The organism is Anaeromyxobacter oryzae, assembly GCF_023169945.1.
Classification (GTDB): domain Bacteria; phylum Myxococcota; class Myxococcia; order Myxococcales; family Anaeromyxobacteraceae; genus Anaeromyxobacter; species Anaeromyxobacter oryzae.
Genome location: NZ_AP025591.1, coordinates 5,906,136 through 5,921,488, shown reverse-complemented (window position 1 = coordinate 5,921,488; position 15,353 = coordinate 5,906,136). Strand labels below are relative to the sequence as shown.

Below are 15,353 nucleotides of genomic sequence, written 5' to 3'. Positions count from 1 at the left end.
CGTCAGCCCCTCGCTCGAGCGAGCGCATCGCCGAGCGCCTCGAACGGGAGCAGCACGCACCCGTGCCGGCTCGGGACGTCCCGCACCGGCGTGAACACCTCGAGCTCCGCCCAGCCGGCCGCCGGGCGCGCTCCGGCGAGGAGCGCGGCGACCTGCTCGCGCGCGTCGGCGACCTCCGCGGCGGGCCGCCCCGGCGCGGTCCGGCCGAGGAGTGCCGCCGCCGCCTCGCACAGGAGGCACCCGCGGACGCGGTGGGCGAGCGCCGCGATCCGGCCGTCCTCGAGGACGACCTCGAAGGTCACCCGGTCGCCGCACATCGGGTTGTCGCGCGTCGCCGCCCCCGCCGGCGCCGCGAGGGCGCCGGCCCCGGTCCGCGCGCGCGCGAGGGCGACGAGGGCGTCGTGGTAGAGGGCGTCCGACGTCATCCGGCGGGGACGGCCGCGGTTCCGCCCGCCCTGCGCTCGTCGAAGGGCGCGCCCTCCGCCCGCGCGGCGCGGAGCGACGAGACCAGCTCGGCGAGGATGGACACCGCGATCTCGCCGGTGGAGACCGCGCCGATGCGGAGGCCGACGGGCCCGTGGATCCGGGCGAGGTCGGTGTCCCCGAAGCCCATCCCGCGCAGGCGCTCGCGCCGCGCGGCCTGGGTCTTCTTGCTGCCGAGCGCGCCGACGTAGAAGGCCTCCGACCGCAGCGCGCTCGCCAGCGCGGGATCGTCGATCTTCGAGTCGTGCGTCATCGTCACGACGGCGGTCCGGCGGTCGAGCCCGAGCTTCGCCATCGCCTCGTCGGGCCACTCGGCGACGAGGGGGAATCCCGCGAACCGCCCGGCAGTCGCGAACGCGCGCCGGGGGTCGAGCACCACCACGTCGTAGCCGGCGAGGCGCGCCATGGGCGCGAGCGCCTGGGCGACGTGGACCGCCCCGACGATCACGAGCCGCACCGGCGGGTTGTAGACGCGCAGGAAGACGCGGCGACCCCCGACCTCCACCTGGCGAGACGCATCGTCGAGCGCGGCCGCGCGGGCCGCGTCGCGCAGCGCGGGATCCCCGTCCGCGGCGGCCTCGAAGGGCCGGACGAGGCGGACGTCGCCGCGCTCGAGATCCGTGGCGAGGACGACGGCGCGGTGTGCCGCGAGCTCCGCGACGACCGCCCGGAGGAGGTCGCGCGTCATTCGAGCCTCTCCACGTACACCTGGATCGTGCCGCCGCAGGCGAGCCCGACCTCCCAGGCGCGATCGTTCGTGACGCCGTACTCGAGCAGGCGCGGCTTGCCGTCGGCGATCGCGGCGAGCGCCTCCCCGACGACCGCGCCCTCGATGCAGCCGCCGGACACCGACCCGAGGAACTCGCCCCGCTCGTTCACCGCCAGCTGGCTGCCCGACGGGCGCGGCGCCGAGCCCCAGGTGGACACCACCGTCGCGATCGCGACGCCCAGGCCGGCCTCGCTCCAGGCGTCGGCGCGCTCCAGGATCTCCTGCTCGTCGGACATGCTCGCTCCCGCGGGGCGGCTGGCGCCCGATCCGCGGCCGTCAGCTCGTCGTTAGAGGCGACACGCCCGTCGCGCGCGTCACAGCGGTGACCTCGCCCCGCCCCCCCGGTACGGGGCGATCCCGTGCGGCCGGCGACGCGGCGCGGCGGGCCGGTCCACGCCCCGATATCCGCGCGGCCGTTTTCTGGCCCGCGCGCACCGCTCCGCTACCATCCCCGTCACCCGTCATGCGCCTGTCCATCCTCTTCCTCGCGGCCGTCGTCCTCGTCGCCGTCGTCCTGTAGCCGGCGACCCGGGGTCCGGGCTTGCGGCGGCCGCGCCGTCGCGGTACAGGCCCGGCCATGTCCCTCACCTACCGCGACGCGGGCGTCGACATCGACGAGGGCGATCGCCTCGTCGAGCTGATCAAGCCCCACGCCCGCCCCACCCTGCGCCCGGAGGTCCTCGCGGGGATCGGCGGCTTCGGCGGGCTCTTCGCGATCGACGTCAAGAAGTACAAGGAGCCGGTGCTCGTCTCCGGGACGGACGGCGTCGGCACGAAGCTCAAGGTGGCGTTCGCGGCGAACCGGCACGACACCATCGGCCAGGATCTCGTGGCGATGTGCGTGAACGACATCGCCGTGGTCGGCGCCGAGCCGCTCTTCTTCCTCGACTACTTCGCGACCGGGAAGCTCTCCGCGGACCAGGGCGCGGAGGTCGTGAAGGGCATCGCGCACGGCTGCACGCTGGCCGGCTGCGCGCTCATCGGCGGCGAGACCGCGGAGCTGCCCGGGTTCTACGCGAAGGGCGAGTACGACCTCGCCGGCTTCGCCGTCGGTTGCGTCGAGCGGTCGCGGATCGTGGACGGCACCGGCGTGCGCGCGGGCGACGTCGTGATCGGCATCGCGTCCTCGGGCCTCCACTCGAACGGTTACTCGCTGGCCCGGAAGGCGCTCCTCGACAAGTACCCCCTCGGCCAGCGCTTCGACGTGCTCGGCGGGAAGACCCTCGCCGACGCGCTCCTCGAGCCGACCCGCATCTACGCGAAGGACGTGCTCGCGGTGCTGGAGACGGTGCCGGTGCGGTCGTTCGCGCACATCACCGGCGGCGGCCTGCCCGGAAACGTGCCGCGGAACATGCCGGACGGCACGAAGGCGGTCATCGAGGAGCGGCGCTGGCCCAGGCCCGCCATCTTCGATCTCGTCGAGAAGGAGGGGCAGGTCCCGCGCGAGGAGATGTACCGCACCTTCAACATGGGGCTCGGGCTCGTCGCGATCGTCGCCCCGGGCGACGAGGCCGCGACGCACGCCGCGCTGAAGGCGCGCGGCCTCGAGTCCTGGACGGTCGGCGCCGTCGAGCAGGGCGGCCCCGGGGAGGCCACCTGCGAGGTGGTGCGGTGATCCGCCTCGGCGTCCTCGCCTCCGGCGGTGGCACCAACCTGCAGGCGCTCCTCGACGCGTGCGCCGCGGGGCGGATCGACGCGCGCGTCGCGGTGGTGCTCTCGAACGTCCCCACGGCCGGCGCGCTCGAGCGCGCCCGCGGCGCCTGCGTCGCGACCGAGGTGCTCCCGTCGAAGGGCGTCTCCGACCGCGAGGCCTATGACCTCGCCGTCGTGGACGCGCTCCGCCGGCACGACGTCGACCTCGTGTGCCTGGCGGGCTACATGCGCCTCGTGACGCCCGCCTTCCTCCGGGCGTTCGGGCCGACGCCCGCGTCGCGCGGCTGCCCGCGCGTGGTGAACGTGCACCCCGGCCTCCTCCCCTCCTTTCCCGGCCTGCACGCGGCGCGGCAAGCGCTCGCCTACGGCGCGCGCGTCGCCGGCTGCACCGTCCACTTCGTCGACGAGGGCACCGACACGGGGCCCATCATCGCGCAGGCGGTGGTGCCGGTGCTGCCGGGCGACGACGAGGCCTCGCTCCAGGCGCGCATCCAGGTCGAGGAGCACCGCCTCTACCCGCAGGCCGTGCACTGGTTCGCGCAGGGGCGCCTCGCGCTCGACGGACGCGTGGTCCGCGTCGACGGCGTGCCAACCTCCCGCGGCCCCGCGCCGCTCGAGAACCCGCCGGTCGAGATCTGAGCGGCGCGCGCCGAGCGCGCGCCCGTGGTCGTTTCCGTTTCCGTCGCTCGGTGAGGGTGAAGGTGCTACCGGGTGCGGTGGCGCGAAGTCGCCGCGCGTCATAGACTCCCCGCCCACCGTGGCGCAGACCTTCAGGCCTCCAGCGACCCAGCGCATCTACGACGTCTGCATCGTCGGCTCCCAGCTCGGCGGCATCGTCGCGGGCGCCCTCCTCGCGCGGCGCGGCTTCCGCGTGCTGCACGTCGCCCATCACGACCTCGGGCCGACGTACTCCGACGCGGGCTACGTCCTCCCGTGGGGCCCCGCGGCGGTGCCGAGCCCACGCTTCATGCCCGCGGCGGAGGCGGCGCTCGCCGAGCTCGGCCTCGCCACGGACGTGGCCCGCGCCCTCGAGCCATCCGAGCCCGACCTGCAGCTCCTGCTCCCGAAGCACCGCGTGGACGTCTCCCGGGACGTGGCGATCCTCCGCACCGAGCTGCGCCGCGAATGGCCGAACGAGGCCGAGGCGCTCGAGGGCGGCTTCGCCGCGCTCACCGCGCTGTTCGAGTTCGCGGGCTTCTTCCTCAAGGCCGCGCCCCCGCTGCCGCCGGAGGGCTTCGGCGAGCGGCGCACCGTCAAGAAGGCTCTCAAGCTCGCGTCGACGGCGCCGAACGCGCCGAAGGACCCGGTGGGCGTGGCGCGCCCGTTCGTGGGGCTCGAGGAGCACGAGCTCGTCCAGAGCCTCGGCATCGCGCACCGGTTCCTCACCTACCTCGACGGCCCGCCCTCCCCGCTCTCCCAGGTCCGCCTCCTCGGCGGCGCGCTCCGCGGCACCCACCGGCTCGCGTTCGGCCAGGCCATGCTGCGGGAGCTCATCCGCAAGCGGATCGCCGAGTCCCGCGGCGAGCTGCGCGGCGGCCCCGGCGAGCCCGCCGCCGCGTCGGCGCTCGAGATCGAGGGCGGCCGCGTGGCGGCGGTCCGGCTCGCCGACTCCCCCGACGCCCACGTCGCGCGCGCCTTCATCCTCGCCACCGACGCCGAGAGCGCGCGGCGGCTCGTCCCCCCCGGCGAGGCCGACGCGAAGCCGGTCCGCGTGCTCTCCGAGATCCGCGCCCGCCGGCGGCTCTTCTCGCTGAACCTCATCGTGAAGCAGGCGGCGCTGCCGCCCGCGCTCGGCGAGAACGTCCTCGCCCTCCGGGACCCCGCGGGCGGCGACGGCATCGAGAACGCGATCTTCCTGCAGGTGCTGCCCGCCCGCCGCGACGGCAAGAAGGGCACCGCCGAGGCGGTCGCCGACGAGCGCGTGGTGTGCGCGAGCGCGTTCCTCCCGGCCGAGACCACCGCCCGGGAGGACCTGGTCCGCTCCTCGGCGCGCATCCGCGAGGCCGTGGCGGACGCGATCCCTTTCTTCGAGCGGCACCTCGTCGCCGAGTCCGCGCCGGCGCTGAACGCCCCCGCCGGCCTGGCGGAGGGCGCGCGCCTGCTCGCCCACCCGCTCTACGAGACCGAGCTCGACTCGACGCTCGGGATCACCGGCCTCCCGGTGCGCGGGCCGTGGAAGAACCTGTTCTTCGCCGGCCGCGAGGTCATCCCGGGCCTCGGCATCGAGGGCGAGTTCTTCGCGGGCATCCAGGCCGCCGCGCACGTCGCGGCCGCGCTCGGGCGCAAGGACGTCCTGAAGTGACCCCTTGCCTTTCGAGCGCGGATCGGTAATATCCCGCGCTCCTTAACGGTTTTGGAGTCCGACATGGCACGCCGCTGCGAGATCTGTGGGAAGGGCCCGCTCGTCGGGAACACCGTTTCCCACGCGAACAACAAGAACAAGACGCGCTCGCTCCCGAACCTTCGCTCGGTGCGCGCGAACCTCGCGGGTGAGGTGAAGCACATCCGCGTCTGCACGCGCTGCCTCAAGGCCGGCAAGGTCATGAAGGCGGGCCGCGGCCGGTCGACCGCCGCGCAGGCGTAGAGGGTCCCTCGCCCGGGGCCCACAGGGTGAGCCGCGCAGTGCGCGCACGCCGCGAGCGTCAGCTCCCCGTCACCGAGGCGCCCCACCCCAGAGGCTCGGATCTCGAGCGGCTCCCCGCGGGCCGCCTCCTCGCCCGGCTGCACGCCGGCGACCGGGAGGCGGTGCGCGCGGTGGGCCAGGCCCTGCCGTCGCTCGCGTCCCTCGCTCGCGCCGTCGCGGACGCGCTCCGCGCCGGCGGCCGGCTCGTGTACGCCGGCGCCGGCACGTCCGGCCGACTCGGCGCGCTCGACGCCGCGGAGTGCCCTCCCACGTTCGGAGTGTCCCCGTCCCGCGTCGTCGCCCTCGTCGCCGGCGGTCCGAGGGCGCTCCGCCGCGCCGTCGAGGGCGCGGAGGACGACGCGGCCGCGGCGCGGGCGGCCGTGCGACGGACGCGGGTCGGCCCGCGCGACGTGGTGGTCGGCATCAGCGCCTCGGGCCGGACGCCGTTCGTCGTCGCGGCGCTCGCGGAGGCGCGGCGGCGCGGCGCGCGGACGGCCCTCGTCACGTCGAGCCCGGGCGCGGGCGCGCCGGTGGATCACCGGGTCGTGCTCGCCACGGGCCCCGAGCTGGTGGCGGGGTCCACCCGGATGAAGGCGGGCACGGCGGCGAAGATGGCGCTCGGGCTGCTCTCGACAACGGTGTTCGTGTCGCTCGGCGCGGTCCGCGGTGGGCGGATGGTCGATCTGCGGCCCACGAACGCGAAGCTGCGGGACCGGGCGGTGCGGAACGTGGTGGCGCTCGCGGGAGTGGACGCGCGCGCCGCGCGGGCGCTGCTCGAGCGTTGCCGGTGGAGCGTGCGGCGGGCGGTGGAGGCTGCGGCGGGAGCGGGATCGCGGTCGAGATCGAGGGCGTCGTCGGCGAGATCGAGCGCGGAGTCGAGGGCGAGCGCGGAGTCGAGATCGAGCGCAGAGTCGAGGGCGAGGGCGGAGTCGAGATCGAGCGCGGAGTCGAGATCGAGCGCGGAGTCGAGGGCGAGGGCGAGGTCGAGGGCGTTGAAGGGATCCTCCCTCTCCCCCCGCGGAGCGGGGGGAGAGGGCCGGGGTGAGGGGGGCCGCTCGCGTTCACCGTCGGGCACGGGAACGGGCCGGGGGCCACGGGCCACGGGACGCGGGTCACGGGGACGGGCTCGGTGACGGTAACGGTAACGGTAACGGTAACGGCGACCGCATCGGTGACGCTGGGGTCGTCGCGTTGGAGGGAGGAATCACGATGGCCAAGCAAGACAAGTCGCTCGCACCCTCCGAGCTGGCCCAGGCCCGCTCCGCGCTCGCGCAGGCTCACGGCCGGAAGCGGCTCGACGTGATCCTCGGCGCCCGAGATCCGCAGGCGCTCGTCCGCGCCCTGCCGGCCGACGAGCTGTACTTCACGATCCGCGACATCGGCCTCGGCGACGCCGCGGTCCTCGCCCAGCTCGCCTCGCCGGAGCAGTTCAAGATCTTCCTCGATCTCGACGCGTGGACGGCCGACGGGTTCGCGCCCCGGAAGGCGCTGCCGTGGCTCCGCGCCGCGCGGGCCGGGGCGTACCGCGATCCGAAGGCGTCGGCCCGGTGGACACGCAAGCTCCAGGCGCTCGACCTGGAGGTGCTCTTCCTCCTCTTCCGCGACGCGCTGCGGATCCACGACCTCGAGCAGGACCCGGATCCGGAGTTCGAGAGCGATCGCTTCATGCGGACCCCGGAGGGCAAGTTCGTCGTCGAGTTCGTCGTCGAGGGCACCGAGTACGCCGCCGTCCGCGGCCTGGTCGACGACCTCTACGCCGAGGATCCCTTCAGGGCGTCGCGCCTGCTCTCCGCGATCCGGTGGGAGGCGCCGAGCGAGCTCGAGGAGACCGCGCTCCGCTGGCGGACGGGGCGCCTCGCGGACCTCGGCTTCCCGACGATGGAGGAGGCGCTCTCGTGGTTCGCGCGCCCGCCGCGCACGCCGGCGGCGCACGCGCCCGGCGCGCCCGCGCGGCCGCCCGGCTTCTTCCTCGCGACGCTCGCCACCGGCGCCCTCCTCGACGGCGCGGCCGCGGCCCTCCCGCCGGAGGAGCGCGACGTCCTCGATCAGGAGATCGTCGCCGCCGCGAACGCGGTCCTCGTCGCCGACCAGGTGGACGTCGCCGACCTGGAAGCGGTTCGCGACGCCTTCGAGCGCGCCCGCGCGCTGCTCGAGCTCGGCCTCGAGCAGCTCGCCGGCCGCGATCCGGCGCGCGCGGCCGAGGTGCTCGGCGCGACGCCGGTGAAGCGGATCTTCCAGGAGGGGTTCGGGCGCGTGCTCGCCCTCAAGTGGCGCGCGGACCGCCTCCTCGCGGGCGGCGCCGCCGGGACGCGCGAGGCGCCGCTCCTCGACGCGCCGCTCGGCGAGGCGGTGGCGGCCCTCGCCGGGAAGCGCCCCCGCTACTTCCCCGGCCTCGAGGCGCTGCGGGAGGACTGGGCCACGCCCGCCGCGGCCGCCTTCGAGCCCCGCGCGTTCCGCTCGGCCGACGACCTCGCCCGCGCGACGGCAGCGCTCGACCTCGCCGAGGGCCTCGCCGCGCTCGCGCGGACGCTCGGCCTCGCGGTCCGGACCGAGGGACCGCTCGCGCCGCGCCTCTCGACGCTGTACCTGACCGCGCTCGCGAACGAGCGGCTCGGGCGCCCCTTCGCGCCAGCTCCCCTCGCCGCGGCCGAGCTCCCGGCTGCAGCGCGGGCGCTCGCAGCGATCGACGACCCGCGCCTCGCGACCGGCGGCGACGCCGGGGCGCTCCTCCTCGCCCTCGCCCGTGCGCGGGCGGAGGAGCTCCGGCCCGCGGCCGAGGGCGGGACGGTCCGCCCGGAGCACGTGTCAGCGGTGCTCGTGCGCGACTGACGCGGCACCCCTCGACTCCGCCGCGGTTCGCGCGGCCACGCTTCCCCTACCCCGCCTCCCCGATGAACGTCGCCTCGCGGGCCCACCGGATCGCCTGATCGAGCTGCTCCTCCGAGAGCACGCCCGCCTCGCGCAGCATCCGCACCTCGGTGCGCATGTTCGTGTCGAGCAGGTAGGGACCGTCGGTGTTGATCGTGAACCGCACGCCGCGCTCCCAGAACCGCGCCAGCACCTGGCCGAGCTCGTCGAGGGACGCGACGGCGCGCGTCGCGAGGTTCGACGAGGGGCAGATCTCGAGCGTGACGCCGCGCTCCCGGAGCAGGTCCATGACCCGGTCGTCGCGGGCGGCGCAGATGCCGTGCCCGATCCGGTGTGGCTCGAGCTCCTCGACGACGGCGCGGACGCCCTCCGGGCCGGTGCCGGCGGTCTCGCCCGTGTGGACCGTCGTCTTGAGGCCGGCCTTTCGCGCCCGCGCGTACAGCTCGCGGTAGCGCTTCACCTCGGTCGGCATCAGCTCGACGGCGTGCTTCTCCGTGCCGGCGAGGTCGATCCCCACGACGCCGCGCTTCCGGTACTTGATGGCCTTCTCGACCAGGATCTCGTTGAGCGCGAGCGGGAACTCGCGCGCGAGGCAGAAGATGAGCCCCGCCTGCACGCCGTACTCGAGCACGGCGCGGTCCATCCCGCGGAGCGCCGCGTGGATGATGTGGTCGAGGTCGCGCTCCCCGCCCACGTTGCGCTTCATCGGGTTGAACCGCAGCTCGATGAGCGAGACGCGGGAGGAGCGGTACTCCTTCCCGATCACCTCGTAGACGCTCCGCTCCATCGCCTGGGGCGAGGACTGGATCTTCTCGGTCCAGGTGTGGAGGACCGCGAGGTACTCGTCGAGCGACTTCACCTTGCCTGGCCGGGCCGAGACGAGCTCCTTGAACTCCCAGTAGTCGGAGACCGGGAGCTTGAAGCCCTGGTCGTGCGCGATGGACCAGAGGATGTGCGGCGCGACGGCGCCGCCGACGTGGATGTGGAGGTCCGAGAGCTCGCGAGCCATGCGCGGGAGATACCGCGCACCTCCGACGGAAGCTCACTCTTTCGAGTCGTCCGGCGCCGCCCCGGGCACCCCGAGGCCGAGGCCGCACTCGGGGCACTCCACCTCCCCCGTCCCCCCGATGGCGAAGCGGTGCCCGCACGCGGGGCAGGTCACCTCGCCGCCCGCGTCGAGATCGATCTCCGCCTGCCCTCGCTCGGCGGCGGCGGTCGCGTCCGGATCCTCGAGCAGCCCCGCCCAGTCCTTCCGGAGCAGGTCCCGGGCGGCGCCCACCTCGTCCGCCGGGACATAGAGGTTCCAGAGCGGGTGCACCCGCTCCTCCGGGCGCGCCGGCGGCACCTTCTCCATCTCCGGCGCGAGCCCCTTGTCCTCGAGCAGCGTCATCATGTCGCGGATGGAGGCGAACGCGGAGCGGGACAGGAGCGCGAGGCCTTCGCCCGCGGCGTCGCAGGTGACGCAGCGTCCCTCCTCGTCGAGCGGGGTCGGGGGCGTGGCGCACCGATCGCACAGCTGCATGATCACCTCCAGCGCGCCGGGGGCGCGCGCGGCGGAATCATAGCCGCGGAGGACCGCGCCGCGAGGAATCAGCGGCTCGCCGGGGAACGCAGCGGCTCGGGGCGACGCGTCGCGGCGTCGGCCCGCGCTGCGGCTGGTACCGGACGGGCGGCGCGCGGCGAGGTGGCGTCGATCACCTGCACGACGGCGTCCGCGCGCGGTTCCATGGCCTGGTGCGGCCGACCGCCGCCGTGCAGGACCGCGACGGCGAGGAGGACGGGCGCGAACAGGAAGCGGTACAGGGCCATGACCGGCTCCGCGGTGCGGCGAGGGAGAGCTGCCCTGGACGGTTAGCCACGAAGCGGCGTGCTCACAAGCAGCCACGGATGGGGGACACCTGCGGCATGCTGTTCTATACTCCGCCGCCCATGATCATCGACGGCAAGCAGATCGCGGCGAAGGTGAAGGCGGAGGTCGCGGAGGGGGTGAAGGCGCTGAAGGCGAAGGGCGTCCACACCGGCCTCACCGTGGTGCGGGTGGGCGAGGACCCGGCTTCCGCCATCTACGTCCGCGGCAAGCGGAAGGACTGCGAGGAGGTCGGGATCCACTCCGACGAGCACCACCTCCCCGCGACCGTCACGCAGGCGGAGCTGCTCGCGCTCATCGCGAAGCTCAACGCCGACCCGAAGGTGCACGGCATCCTGGTCCAGCTGCCGCTCCCGAAGCACGTGGACGAGCGCGCGATCCTGGACGCCATCTCGCCCGCGAAGGACGCCGACGGCTTCCACCCGTTCAACGTCGGCGCCCTCTCCATCGGCATCCCTGGCGTCCCCCGCCCCTGCACGCCCGCCGGCGTGATGCGGATGCTCGAGGAGGCGAAGGTCGATCCGAAGGGCAAGCGCGCCATCGTCATCGGACGCTCCAACATCGTCGGGAAGCCGATGGCGGCGATGCTCCTCGAGAAGCACGCGACGGTCACCATCGCGCACTCGCGCACGCAGGACCTCGCCGGCGAGGTGGCCCGCGCGGACATCGTCGTGGCCGCCATCGGCAAGGCCGAGCTGGTGAAGGGCGACTGGATCCGCGAGGGCGCCGTGGTGATCGACGTCGGCATGAACCGGCTCGCGGACGGCAAGCTCGTCGGCGACGTCGAGTACGCGGCCGCCGCGCGCCGCGCGTCGGCGATCACTCCGGTCCCGGGCGGGGTCGGCCCGATGACGCGCGCGATGCTGCTCGTCAACACGGTCGAGCTCGCGCGGCGCACGCTGCCGTGACGCCGCGGTGGCGCGCCCTCGCCGCGGCGCTCCCCGTCGCGGCCGCGCTCGCCTTCTCCGGCCAGGCCGGCGCGCAGGGCGTCACCGTCCGCCGGGGCGCCGCGCTCCACCCCGCACCCGCGCCGCGCCCGCTCGCCGGCCCGGTCGTCCGGGTCCTGCACCTCGCCGACTTCGGCGACCGCACGCGACAGCAGGGCGCCGTCGCCGCGGCGGTCGTCCGCGCGCACCAGCGCGCGCCGTTCGATCTGGCCGTGTTCCCCGGCGACAACCTGTACGAGTGCGGCCCCGACGCCGCCCTCCCCGGCGCGGCCGCCTGTGCGTTCGCGCCCGACGGAAACACCGTCTCGCCCGGCTTCTCGCCGCCGGCGGATCCCGGGTTCGCCCGGCACGAGGCGCCGCTCGCGGCGCTCGCGGCCTCGCGGCGTGCCCCGCGGATCTGGCTCGCCCTCGGGAATCACGACGTCGCGCGATGCGGCGCCGGGGAGCCGGCCGCCGTGCAGCGCCTCAAGGCGTGCCTCGAGGTCGCGCACGCGTCGCCGCTCTGGAGCATGCCGGGGCGGCACTACGTCGTGGACGCGGGACCGGCGCGCTTCATCGTCGTCGACTCGAACCTCCTCCGCGGCGACTACGGCGGCTTCTCCTTCGAGGACGAGGTCGCCTTCGTCGCGGGGGCGGCGGCCGGCTGCGACCGCCGCGTCTGCTTCGTCGTCGGTCACCACCCGCCGGCGATCGCGGGCGTGCACCGCGACGACTCGCGCATGGCGGCCCAGGTCGAGCGGAGCCGGAGGCTCCTCGCCGCCGCGGGCGGGAACGTGCGCGCCTGGCTCGGTGGCCATGACCACGACCTGCAGCACCTCCGGACGCCCGAGGGGCTCGACGTGCTCGTGTCCGGCAACGGCGCGCGTGGCCGTCCCGAGGAGCGGTTCGAGAGCGTCTCGGTCCCCGCGGCGGAGCTCCTCTTCGGCTCGGGGGCGTGGGGCTACGGCGTGCTCGAGGTCGGTGCCGACGGGTGGCGCTACCGCTTCGAGGGCGTGGACGGGGCGCCGCTCCACTGCTGCGCCGCGACCGGCCGCGGCCCGTGCGCGCCGGTCTCCTGCCGGTGACCGCGCCGGCCGCTCCCTCGCCGCGGGCCCCTTCCGGTGCCCAGGCCGCTCCGCGCGCCAGGCCGTTGCGGCACGCCGGCCGTGCTGCTAGTGCAAGGGCGCGTCCGGACAGGGCGAAGCGCGCCGGCGGTGCTTGACCGTCGGGTCAGCCCCGATACAATCCGCCCGCCCTCCACTCCCCCACGAGGCTTCATGGCCCTCCGCACGCCTCTCCACGACATCCATGTTCGGTCCGGCGCACGGATGGTCGAGTTCGCCGGCTGGGACATGCCGGTCCAGTACGAAGGCATCCTCGCCGAGCACGCCGCGGTACGTACGCGCGTCGGGCTGTTCGATGTCTCGCACATGGGCGAGGTCGTGTTCCGCGGCCCGAAGGCGCTCGAGGCGCTGAACCGGGTGTTCACGAACGACCTCTCGAAGGTCGCCGACGGCCAGGCGCAGTACGGCTGCCTCTGCCGCGAGGACGGCGGCATCGTGGACGACGTGGTCGTCTACCGCCGCGCCGCGAACGACCTGCTCGTGTGCGTGAACGCGTCGAACCGCCAGAAGGACTTCGACTGGCTCGCGGCGCACGCGGGCGGCGCGGACGTGAAGAACGAGTCCGACGACTGGGCGCAGCTCGCGCTCCAGGGACCGAAGGCCGCGGAGCTGCTGCAGCGGCTCACGAAGGTGAACCTCTCGCAGATGAAGTCCTACCGGTTCGGCCACGGCGAGGTCGCCGGCGTCGCGTGCATCGTCGCGCGGACCGGCTACACCGGCGAGGACGGGTTCGAGCTCTTCTGCGCCTCCGCCGAGGGGCCGCGGCTCTGGGAGGCGCTCATGGCCGCGGGCAAGCCGGAGGGGATCGCGCCGTGCGGACTCGGCGCCCGCGACTCGCTCCGGCTCGAGATGGCGTACCGGCTCTACGGCTCCGACATGGACGACGGGACGACGCCGCTCGAGGCCGGCCTCGCCTGGGTCGTGAAGCTCGACAAGGGCGACTTCGTCGGCCGGGACGCGCTCCTCCGCCAGAAGGAGCAGGGGCTCACGCGGAAGCTGGTCGGCTTCCAGCTGGTCGAGCCCGGCATCGCACGCCACGGGTACCCGGTGCTGCAGGACGGCCGGAAGGTCGGCGTCGTGACGAGCGGGACGAAGAGCCCGTCGCTCGGGACGTCGATCGGGCTCGCGTACGTGCCGCCCGCCCTCGCCGCCGAGGGCTCGTCGTTCGCCGTCGAGATCCGCGGCAAGCCGGTCGCCGCGCAGGCCGTCAAGACGCCGTTCTACACGCGAAAGTGACCTGGAGGGAGTGACATGGATTTCCCGGACGAGCTCCGCTACACGCGCGAACACGAGTGGGCGAAGAAGAAGGGTGGCAACATCGTGGTCGGCATCACCGACTTCGCCCAGGACCAGCTCGGCGACGTCGTCTTCGTCGAGCTGCCCGACGTCGGCGACCCGGTGAAGAAGGGCGAGTCGTTCGGCGTCGTCGAGTCGACCAAGGCCGTCTCCGAGCTGTTCGCGCCGATCAGCGGGAAAGTGGTCGAGGTGAACGACCCGCTGTCCGACGCGCCCGAGACGATCAACGAGGACCCCTACGAGGAGGGGTGGATGATCGTCATCGAGCCGGCGGATCCGAAGGAGCTCGAGGCCCTGATGGACGCCAAGACGTACAAGGCGTTCGTCGAGGAGCAGGAGTAGGTCCACCGCTCCCGGGCGTTCCCCTGTCGGCGGCGCGGAGCTTCGCGCCGCGGAGCCATCCATTGCGCTACCACCCGCACACGCCCGAGGACATCCGGGCGATGCTCGACGCCATCGGGGCGAAGAGCGTCCCGGAGCTGTTCGACTCCATCCCGGAGAAGCTCCGGCTCGGGCGAGCCCTCGACCTGCCGCCGGCGCTCGACGAGATCGCCCTCTTCGCCGAGTTCGGCCGCCTCGCGGGCCGGAACGAGACGGCGCACCCGCCGTTCGTGGGCGCGGGCGCCTACCCGCACCACGTCCCGCCGGTGGTCGACCAGCTGCTCCTCCGGGGCGAGTTCTTCACCGCGTACACGCCGTACCAGCCGGAGATCTCGCAGGGCACGCTCCAGGCGCTGTTCGAGTGGCAGACGTTCGTGTGCCTGCTCACCGGCATGGACGTGTCGAACGCCTCCATGTACGACGGCGCCACGGCGACCGCCGAGGCGGCGCTCATGGCCGCGCGCATCACCGGCCGGAAGAAGATCGTCGTCTCCGCGGCGCTGCACCCCGAGTACCGGAAGGTCCTCGCGACGTACCTGCGCTCCACGCGCGACGAGATCGTCACCGTGCCGTTCGGTTCCGACGGCCGCACCGACCTCGCCGCTCTCGAGAAGGCGGTCGGCGCGGACACGGCCTGCGTGCTCCTCGGCTACCCGAACTTCCTCGGCGTCGTCGACGCGCTCCCCGAGGCGGCCGCCATCGCGAAGAAGGCGGGCGCCCTCACCGTCTCGGTCACGGCGGAGGCGGTCGCGCTCGGGTTGCTCCAGGCGCCGGGCGCGCTCGGCGCGGACGTCGCCGTCGGGACGTTCCAGAGCTTCGGCAACCCGCTCTCCTTCGGCGGTCCGTTCCCGGGCTTCTTCGCGACGCGCGAGGCGAACGTGCGGCAGATGCCGGGCCGGATCTGCGGCGCGACGACCGACAAGCAGGGTCGCCGCGGCTTCGTCCTCACCCTCTCGACGCGCGAGCAGCACATCCGCCGCGAGAAGGCGACCTCGAACATCTGCACCAACTCCGGCCTCTGCGCCCTCGCATCGACGATCCACCTCGGCCTCCTCGGCCGGAACGGTCTCGCCGAGCTCGCGCGGCTGAACCACGGCCGCGCCCGGATGCTCCGCGACGCGATGAAGCGGTCCGGCTTCGGGACGGTGTTCACGGGCCCGGTCTTCAACGAGCAGGTGTTCGACGTGGGCGACGCCGAGGCGGTCGTGGCGCGGCTCGCCAAGAAGGGCCTCGTCGCCGGCGCGCCGCTCGGGCGCTGGTACCCCGATCACCCGCGCGCGAAGGGCGCCCTGCTCTGCGTCGCGACCGAGCTGCACGGGCCCGAGCTCATCGAGCTCTTCGCGCAGGCGGTGAGGAGCTAGCC

At 74.4% G+C, this 15,353-nt stretch carries 17 protein-coding genes; 11 read left to right on the top strand and 6 right to left on the bottom strand.

All coding sequences use genetic code 11. From position 1 onward, the window contains the following. Window positions 1-2: 2 nt before the first annotated feature. Genes AMOR_RS25925 through AMOR_RS25915 form a run of 3 tightly spaced genes read right to left on the bottom strand, consistent with a single transcriptional unit; the run spans window position 3 to window position 1,488 of the window. Window positions 3-425: an iron-sulfur cluster assembly scaffold protein gene (locus AMOR_RS25925; protein WP_248355504.1), complete on the bottom strand. Its 423-nt coding sequence runs from the start codon at window positions 423-425 to the stop codon at window positions 3-5. After that, on the bottom strand, window positions 422-1,171 hold the full coding sequence (locus AMOR_RS25920) for an XdhC family protein (protein ID WP_248355502.1): 750 nt from the start codon (window positions 1,169-1,171) through the stop codon (window positions 422-424). The genes AMOR_RS25925 and AMOR_RS25920 overlap by 4 nt, the downstream gene beginning before the upstream one ends. Beyond that, window positions 1,168-1,488, bottom strand: a complete 321-nt coding sequence (locus AMOR_RS25915) for an XdhC family protein (RefSeq protein ID WP_248355501.1) — start codon at window positions 1,486-1,488, stop codon at window positions 1,168-1,170. Before AMOR_RS25915 ends, AMOR_RS25920 begins: the two co-directional genes overlap by 4 nt. Window positions 1,489-1,829: 341 nt before the next feature. Here AMOR_RS25915 and purM point away from each other — a divergent pair, with 341 nt between their 5' ends. The 6 genes from purM to AMOR_RS25885 all read left to right on the top strand — a co-directional run bounded on the left by purM (window position 1,830) and on the right by AMOR_RS25885 (window position 8,357). Next, complete coding sequence (gene purM / locus AMOR_RS25910; RefSeq protein ID WP_248355499.1) at window positions 1,830-2,867, top strand: phosphoribosylformylglycinamidine cyclo-ligase; 1,038 nt, start codon at window positions 1,830-1,832, stop codon at window positions 2,865-2,867. After that, complete coding sequence (gene purN / locus AMOR_RS25905) at window positions 2,864-3,544, top strand: phosphoribosylglycinamide formyltransferase (RefSeq protein WP_248355497.1); 681 nt, start codon at window positions 2,864-2,866, stop codon at window positions 3,542-3,544. Before purM ends, purN begins: the two co-directional genes overlap by 4 nt. A gap of 118 nt (window positions 3,545-3,662) precedes the next feature. Next, a complete protein-coding gene (locus AMOR_RS25900) occupies window positions 3,663-5,207 on the top strand; it encodes an NAD(P)-binding protein (protein ID WP_248355495.1) in 1,545 nt (514 codons plus the stop codon). 63 nt (window positions 5,208-5,270) lie between these two features. Beyond that, window positions 5,271-5,489, top strand: coding sequence for a 50S ribosomal protein L28 (gene rpmB, locus AMOR_RS25895; protein WP_248355493.1), 219 nt, complete (start codon window positions 5,271-5,273; stop codon window positions 5,487-5,489). Between the two features lie 26 nt (window positions 5,490-5,515). After that, window positions 5,516-6,661, top strand: a complete 1,146-nt coding sequence (locus tag AMOR_RS25890; RefSeq protein WP_318653831.1) for an N-acetylmuramic acid 6-phosphate etherase — start codon at window positions 5,516-5,518, stop codon at window positions 6,659-6,661. A 76-nt stretch (window positions 6,662-6,737) separates the two neighbouring features. Continuing rightward, window positions 6,738-8,357 carry a DUF6178 family protein gene (locus AMOR_RS25885; RefSeq protein WP_248355491.1) on the top strand — a complete coding sequence of 540 codons (1,620 nt, stop codon included), beginning with the start codon at window positions 6,738-6,740 and terminating at the stop codon, window positions 8,355-8,357. A 46-nt stretch (window positions 8,358-8,403) separates the two neighbouring features. Here the strand turns inward: AMOR_RS25885 and AMOR_RS25880 are convergent, their stop codons facing one another. The 3 genes from AMOR_RS25880 to AMOR_RS25870 form a co-directional block, all read right to left on the bottom strand. Then, on the bottom strand, window positions 8,404-9,405 hold the full coding sequence (locus AMOR_RS25880; RefSeq protein WP_248355489.1) for an amidohydrolase family protein: 1,002 nt from the start codon (window positions 9,403-9,405) through the stop codon (window positions 8,404-8,406). A gap of 33 nt (window positions 9,406-9,438) precedes the next feature. Next, entirely contained in the window at window positions 9,439-9,918 is a 480-nt protein-coding gene (locus AMOR_RS25875) for a hypothetical protein (RefSeq protein WP_248355487.1), read from the bottom strand. A 68-nt stretch (window positions 9,919-9,986) separates the two neighbouring features. Next, window positions 9,987-10,205 carry a hypothetical protein gene (locus AMOR_RS25870; RefSeq protein ID WP_248355485.1) on the bottom strand — a complete coding sequence of 73 codons (219 nt, stop codon included), beginning with the start codon at window positions 10,203-10,205 and terminating at the stop codon, window positions 9,987-9,989. A gap of 120 nt (window positions 10,206-10,325) precedes the next feature. Here AMOR_RS25870 and folD point away from each other — a divergent pair, with 120 nt between their 5' ends. From folD to gcvPA, 5 genes are all read left to right on the top strand, one after another. After that, complete coding sequence (gene folD / locus AMOR_RS25865) at window positions 10,326-11,171, top strand: bifunctional methylenetetrahydrofolate dehydrogenase/methenyltetrahydrofolate cyclohydrolase FolD (RefSeq protein ID WP_248355483.1); 846 nt, start codon at window positions 10,326-10,328, stop codon at window positions 11,169-11,171. Next, the gene (locus tag AMOR_RS25860; RefSeq protein ID WP_248355482.1) at window positions 11,168-12,274 is read left to right on the top strand and encodes a metallophosphoesterase; all 1,107 of its coding nucleotides are present in this window, start codon (window positions 11,168-11,170) and stop codon (window positions 12,272-12,274) included. The genes folD and AMOR_RS25860 overlap by 4 nt, the downstream gene beginning before the upstream one ends. Window positions 12,275-12,466: 192 nt before the next feature. Then, complete coding sequence (gene gcvT / locus AMOR_RS25855) at window positions 12,467-13,549, top strand: glycine cleavage system aminomethyltransferase GcvT (protein ID WP_248355480.1); 1,083 nt, start codon at window positions 12,467-12,469, stop codon at window positions 13,547-13,549. Window positions 13,550-13,564: 15 nt separating this feature from the next. Continuing rightward, window positions 13,565-13,951, top strand: a complete 387-nt coding sequence (gene gcvH / locus AMOR_RS25850) for a glycine cleavage system protein GcvH (protein ID WP_248355478.1) — start codon at window positions 13,565-13,567, stop codon at window positions 13,949-13,951. A 62-nt stretch (window positions 13,952-14,013) separates the two neighbouring features. Then, the gene (gcvPA, locus tag AMOR_RS25845) at window positions 14,014-15,351 is read left to right on the top strand and encodes an aminomethyl-transferring glycine dehydrogenase subunit GcvPA (RefSeq protein ID WP_248355476.1); all 1,338 of its coding nucleotides are present in this window, start codon (window positions 14,014-14,016) and stop codon (window positions 15,349-15,351) included. Window positions 15,352-15,353: the final 2 nt, after the last annotated feature.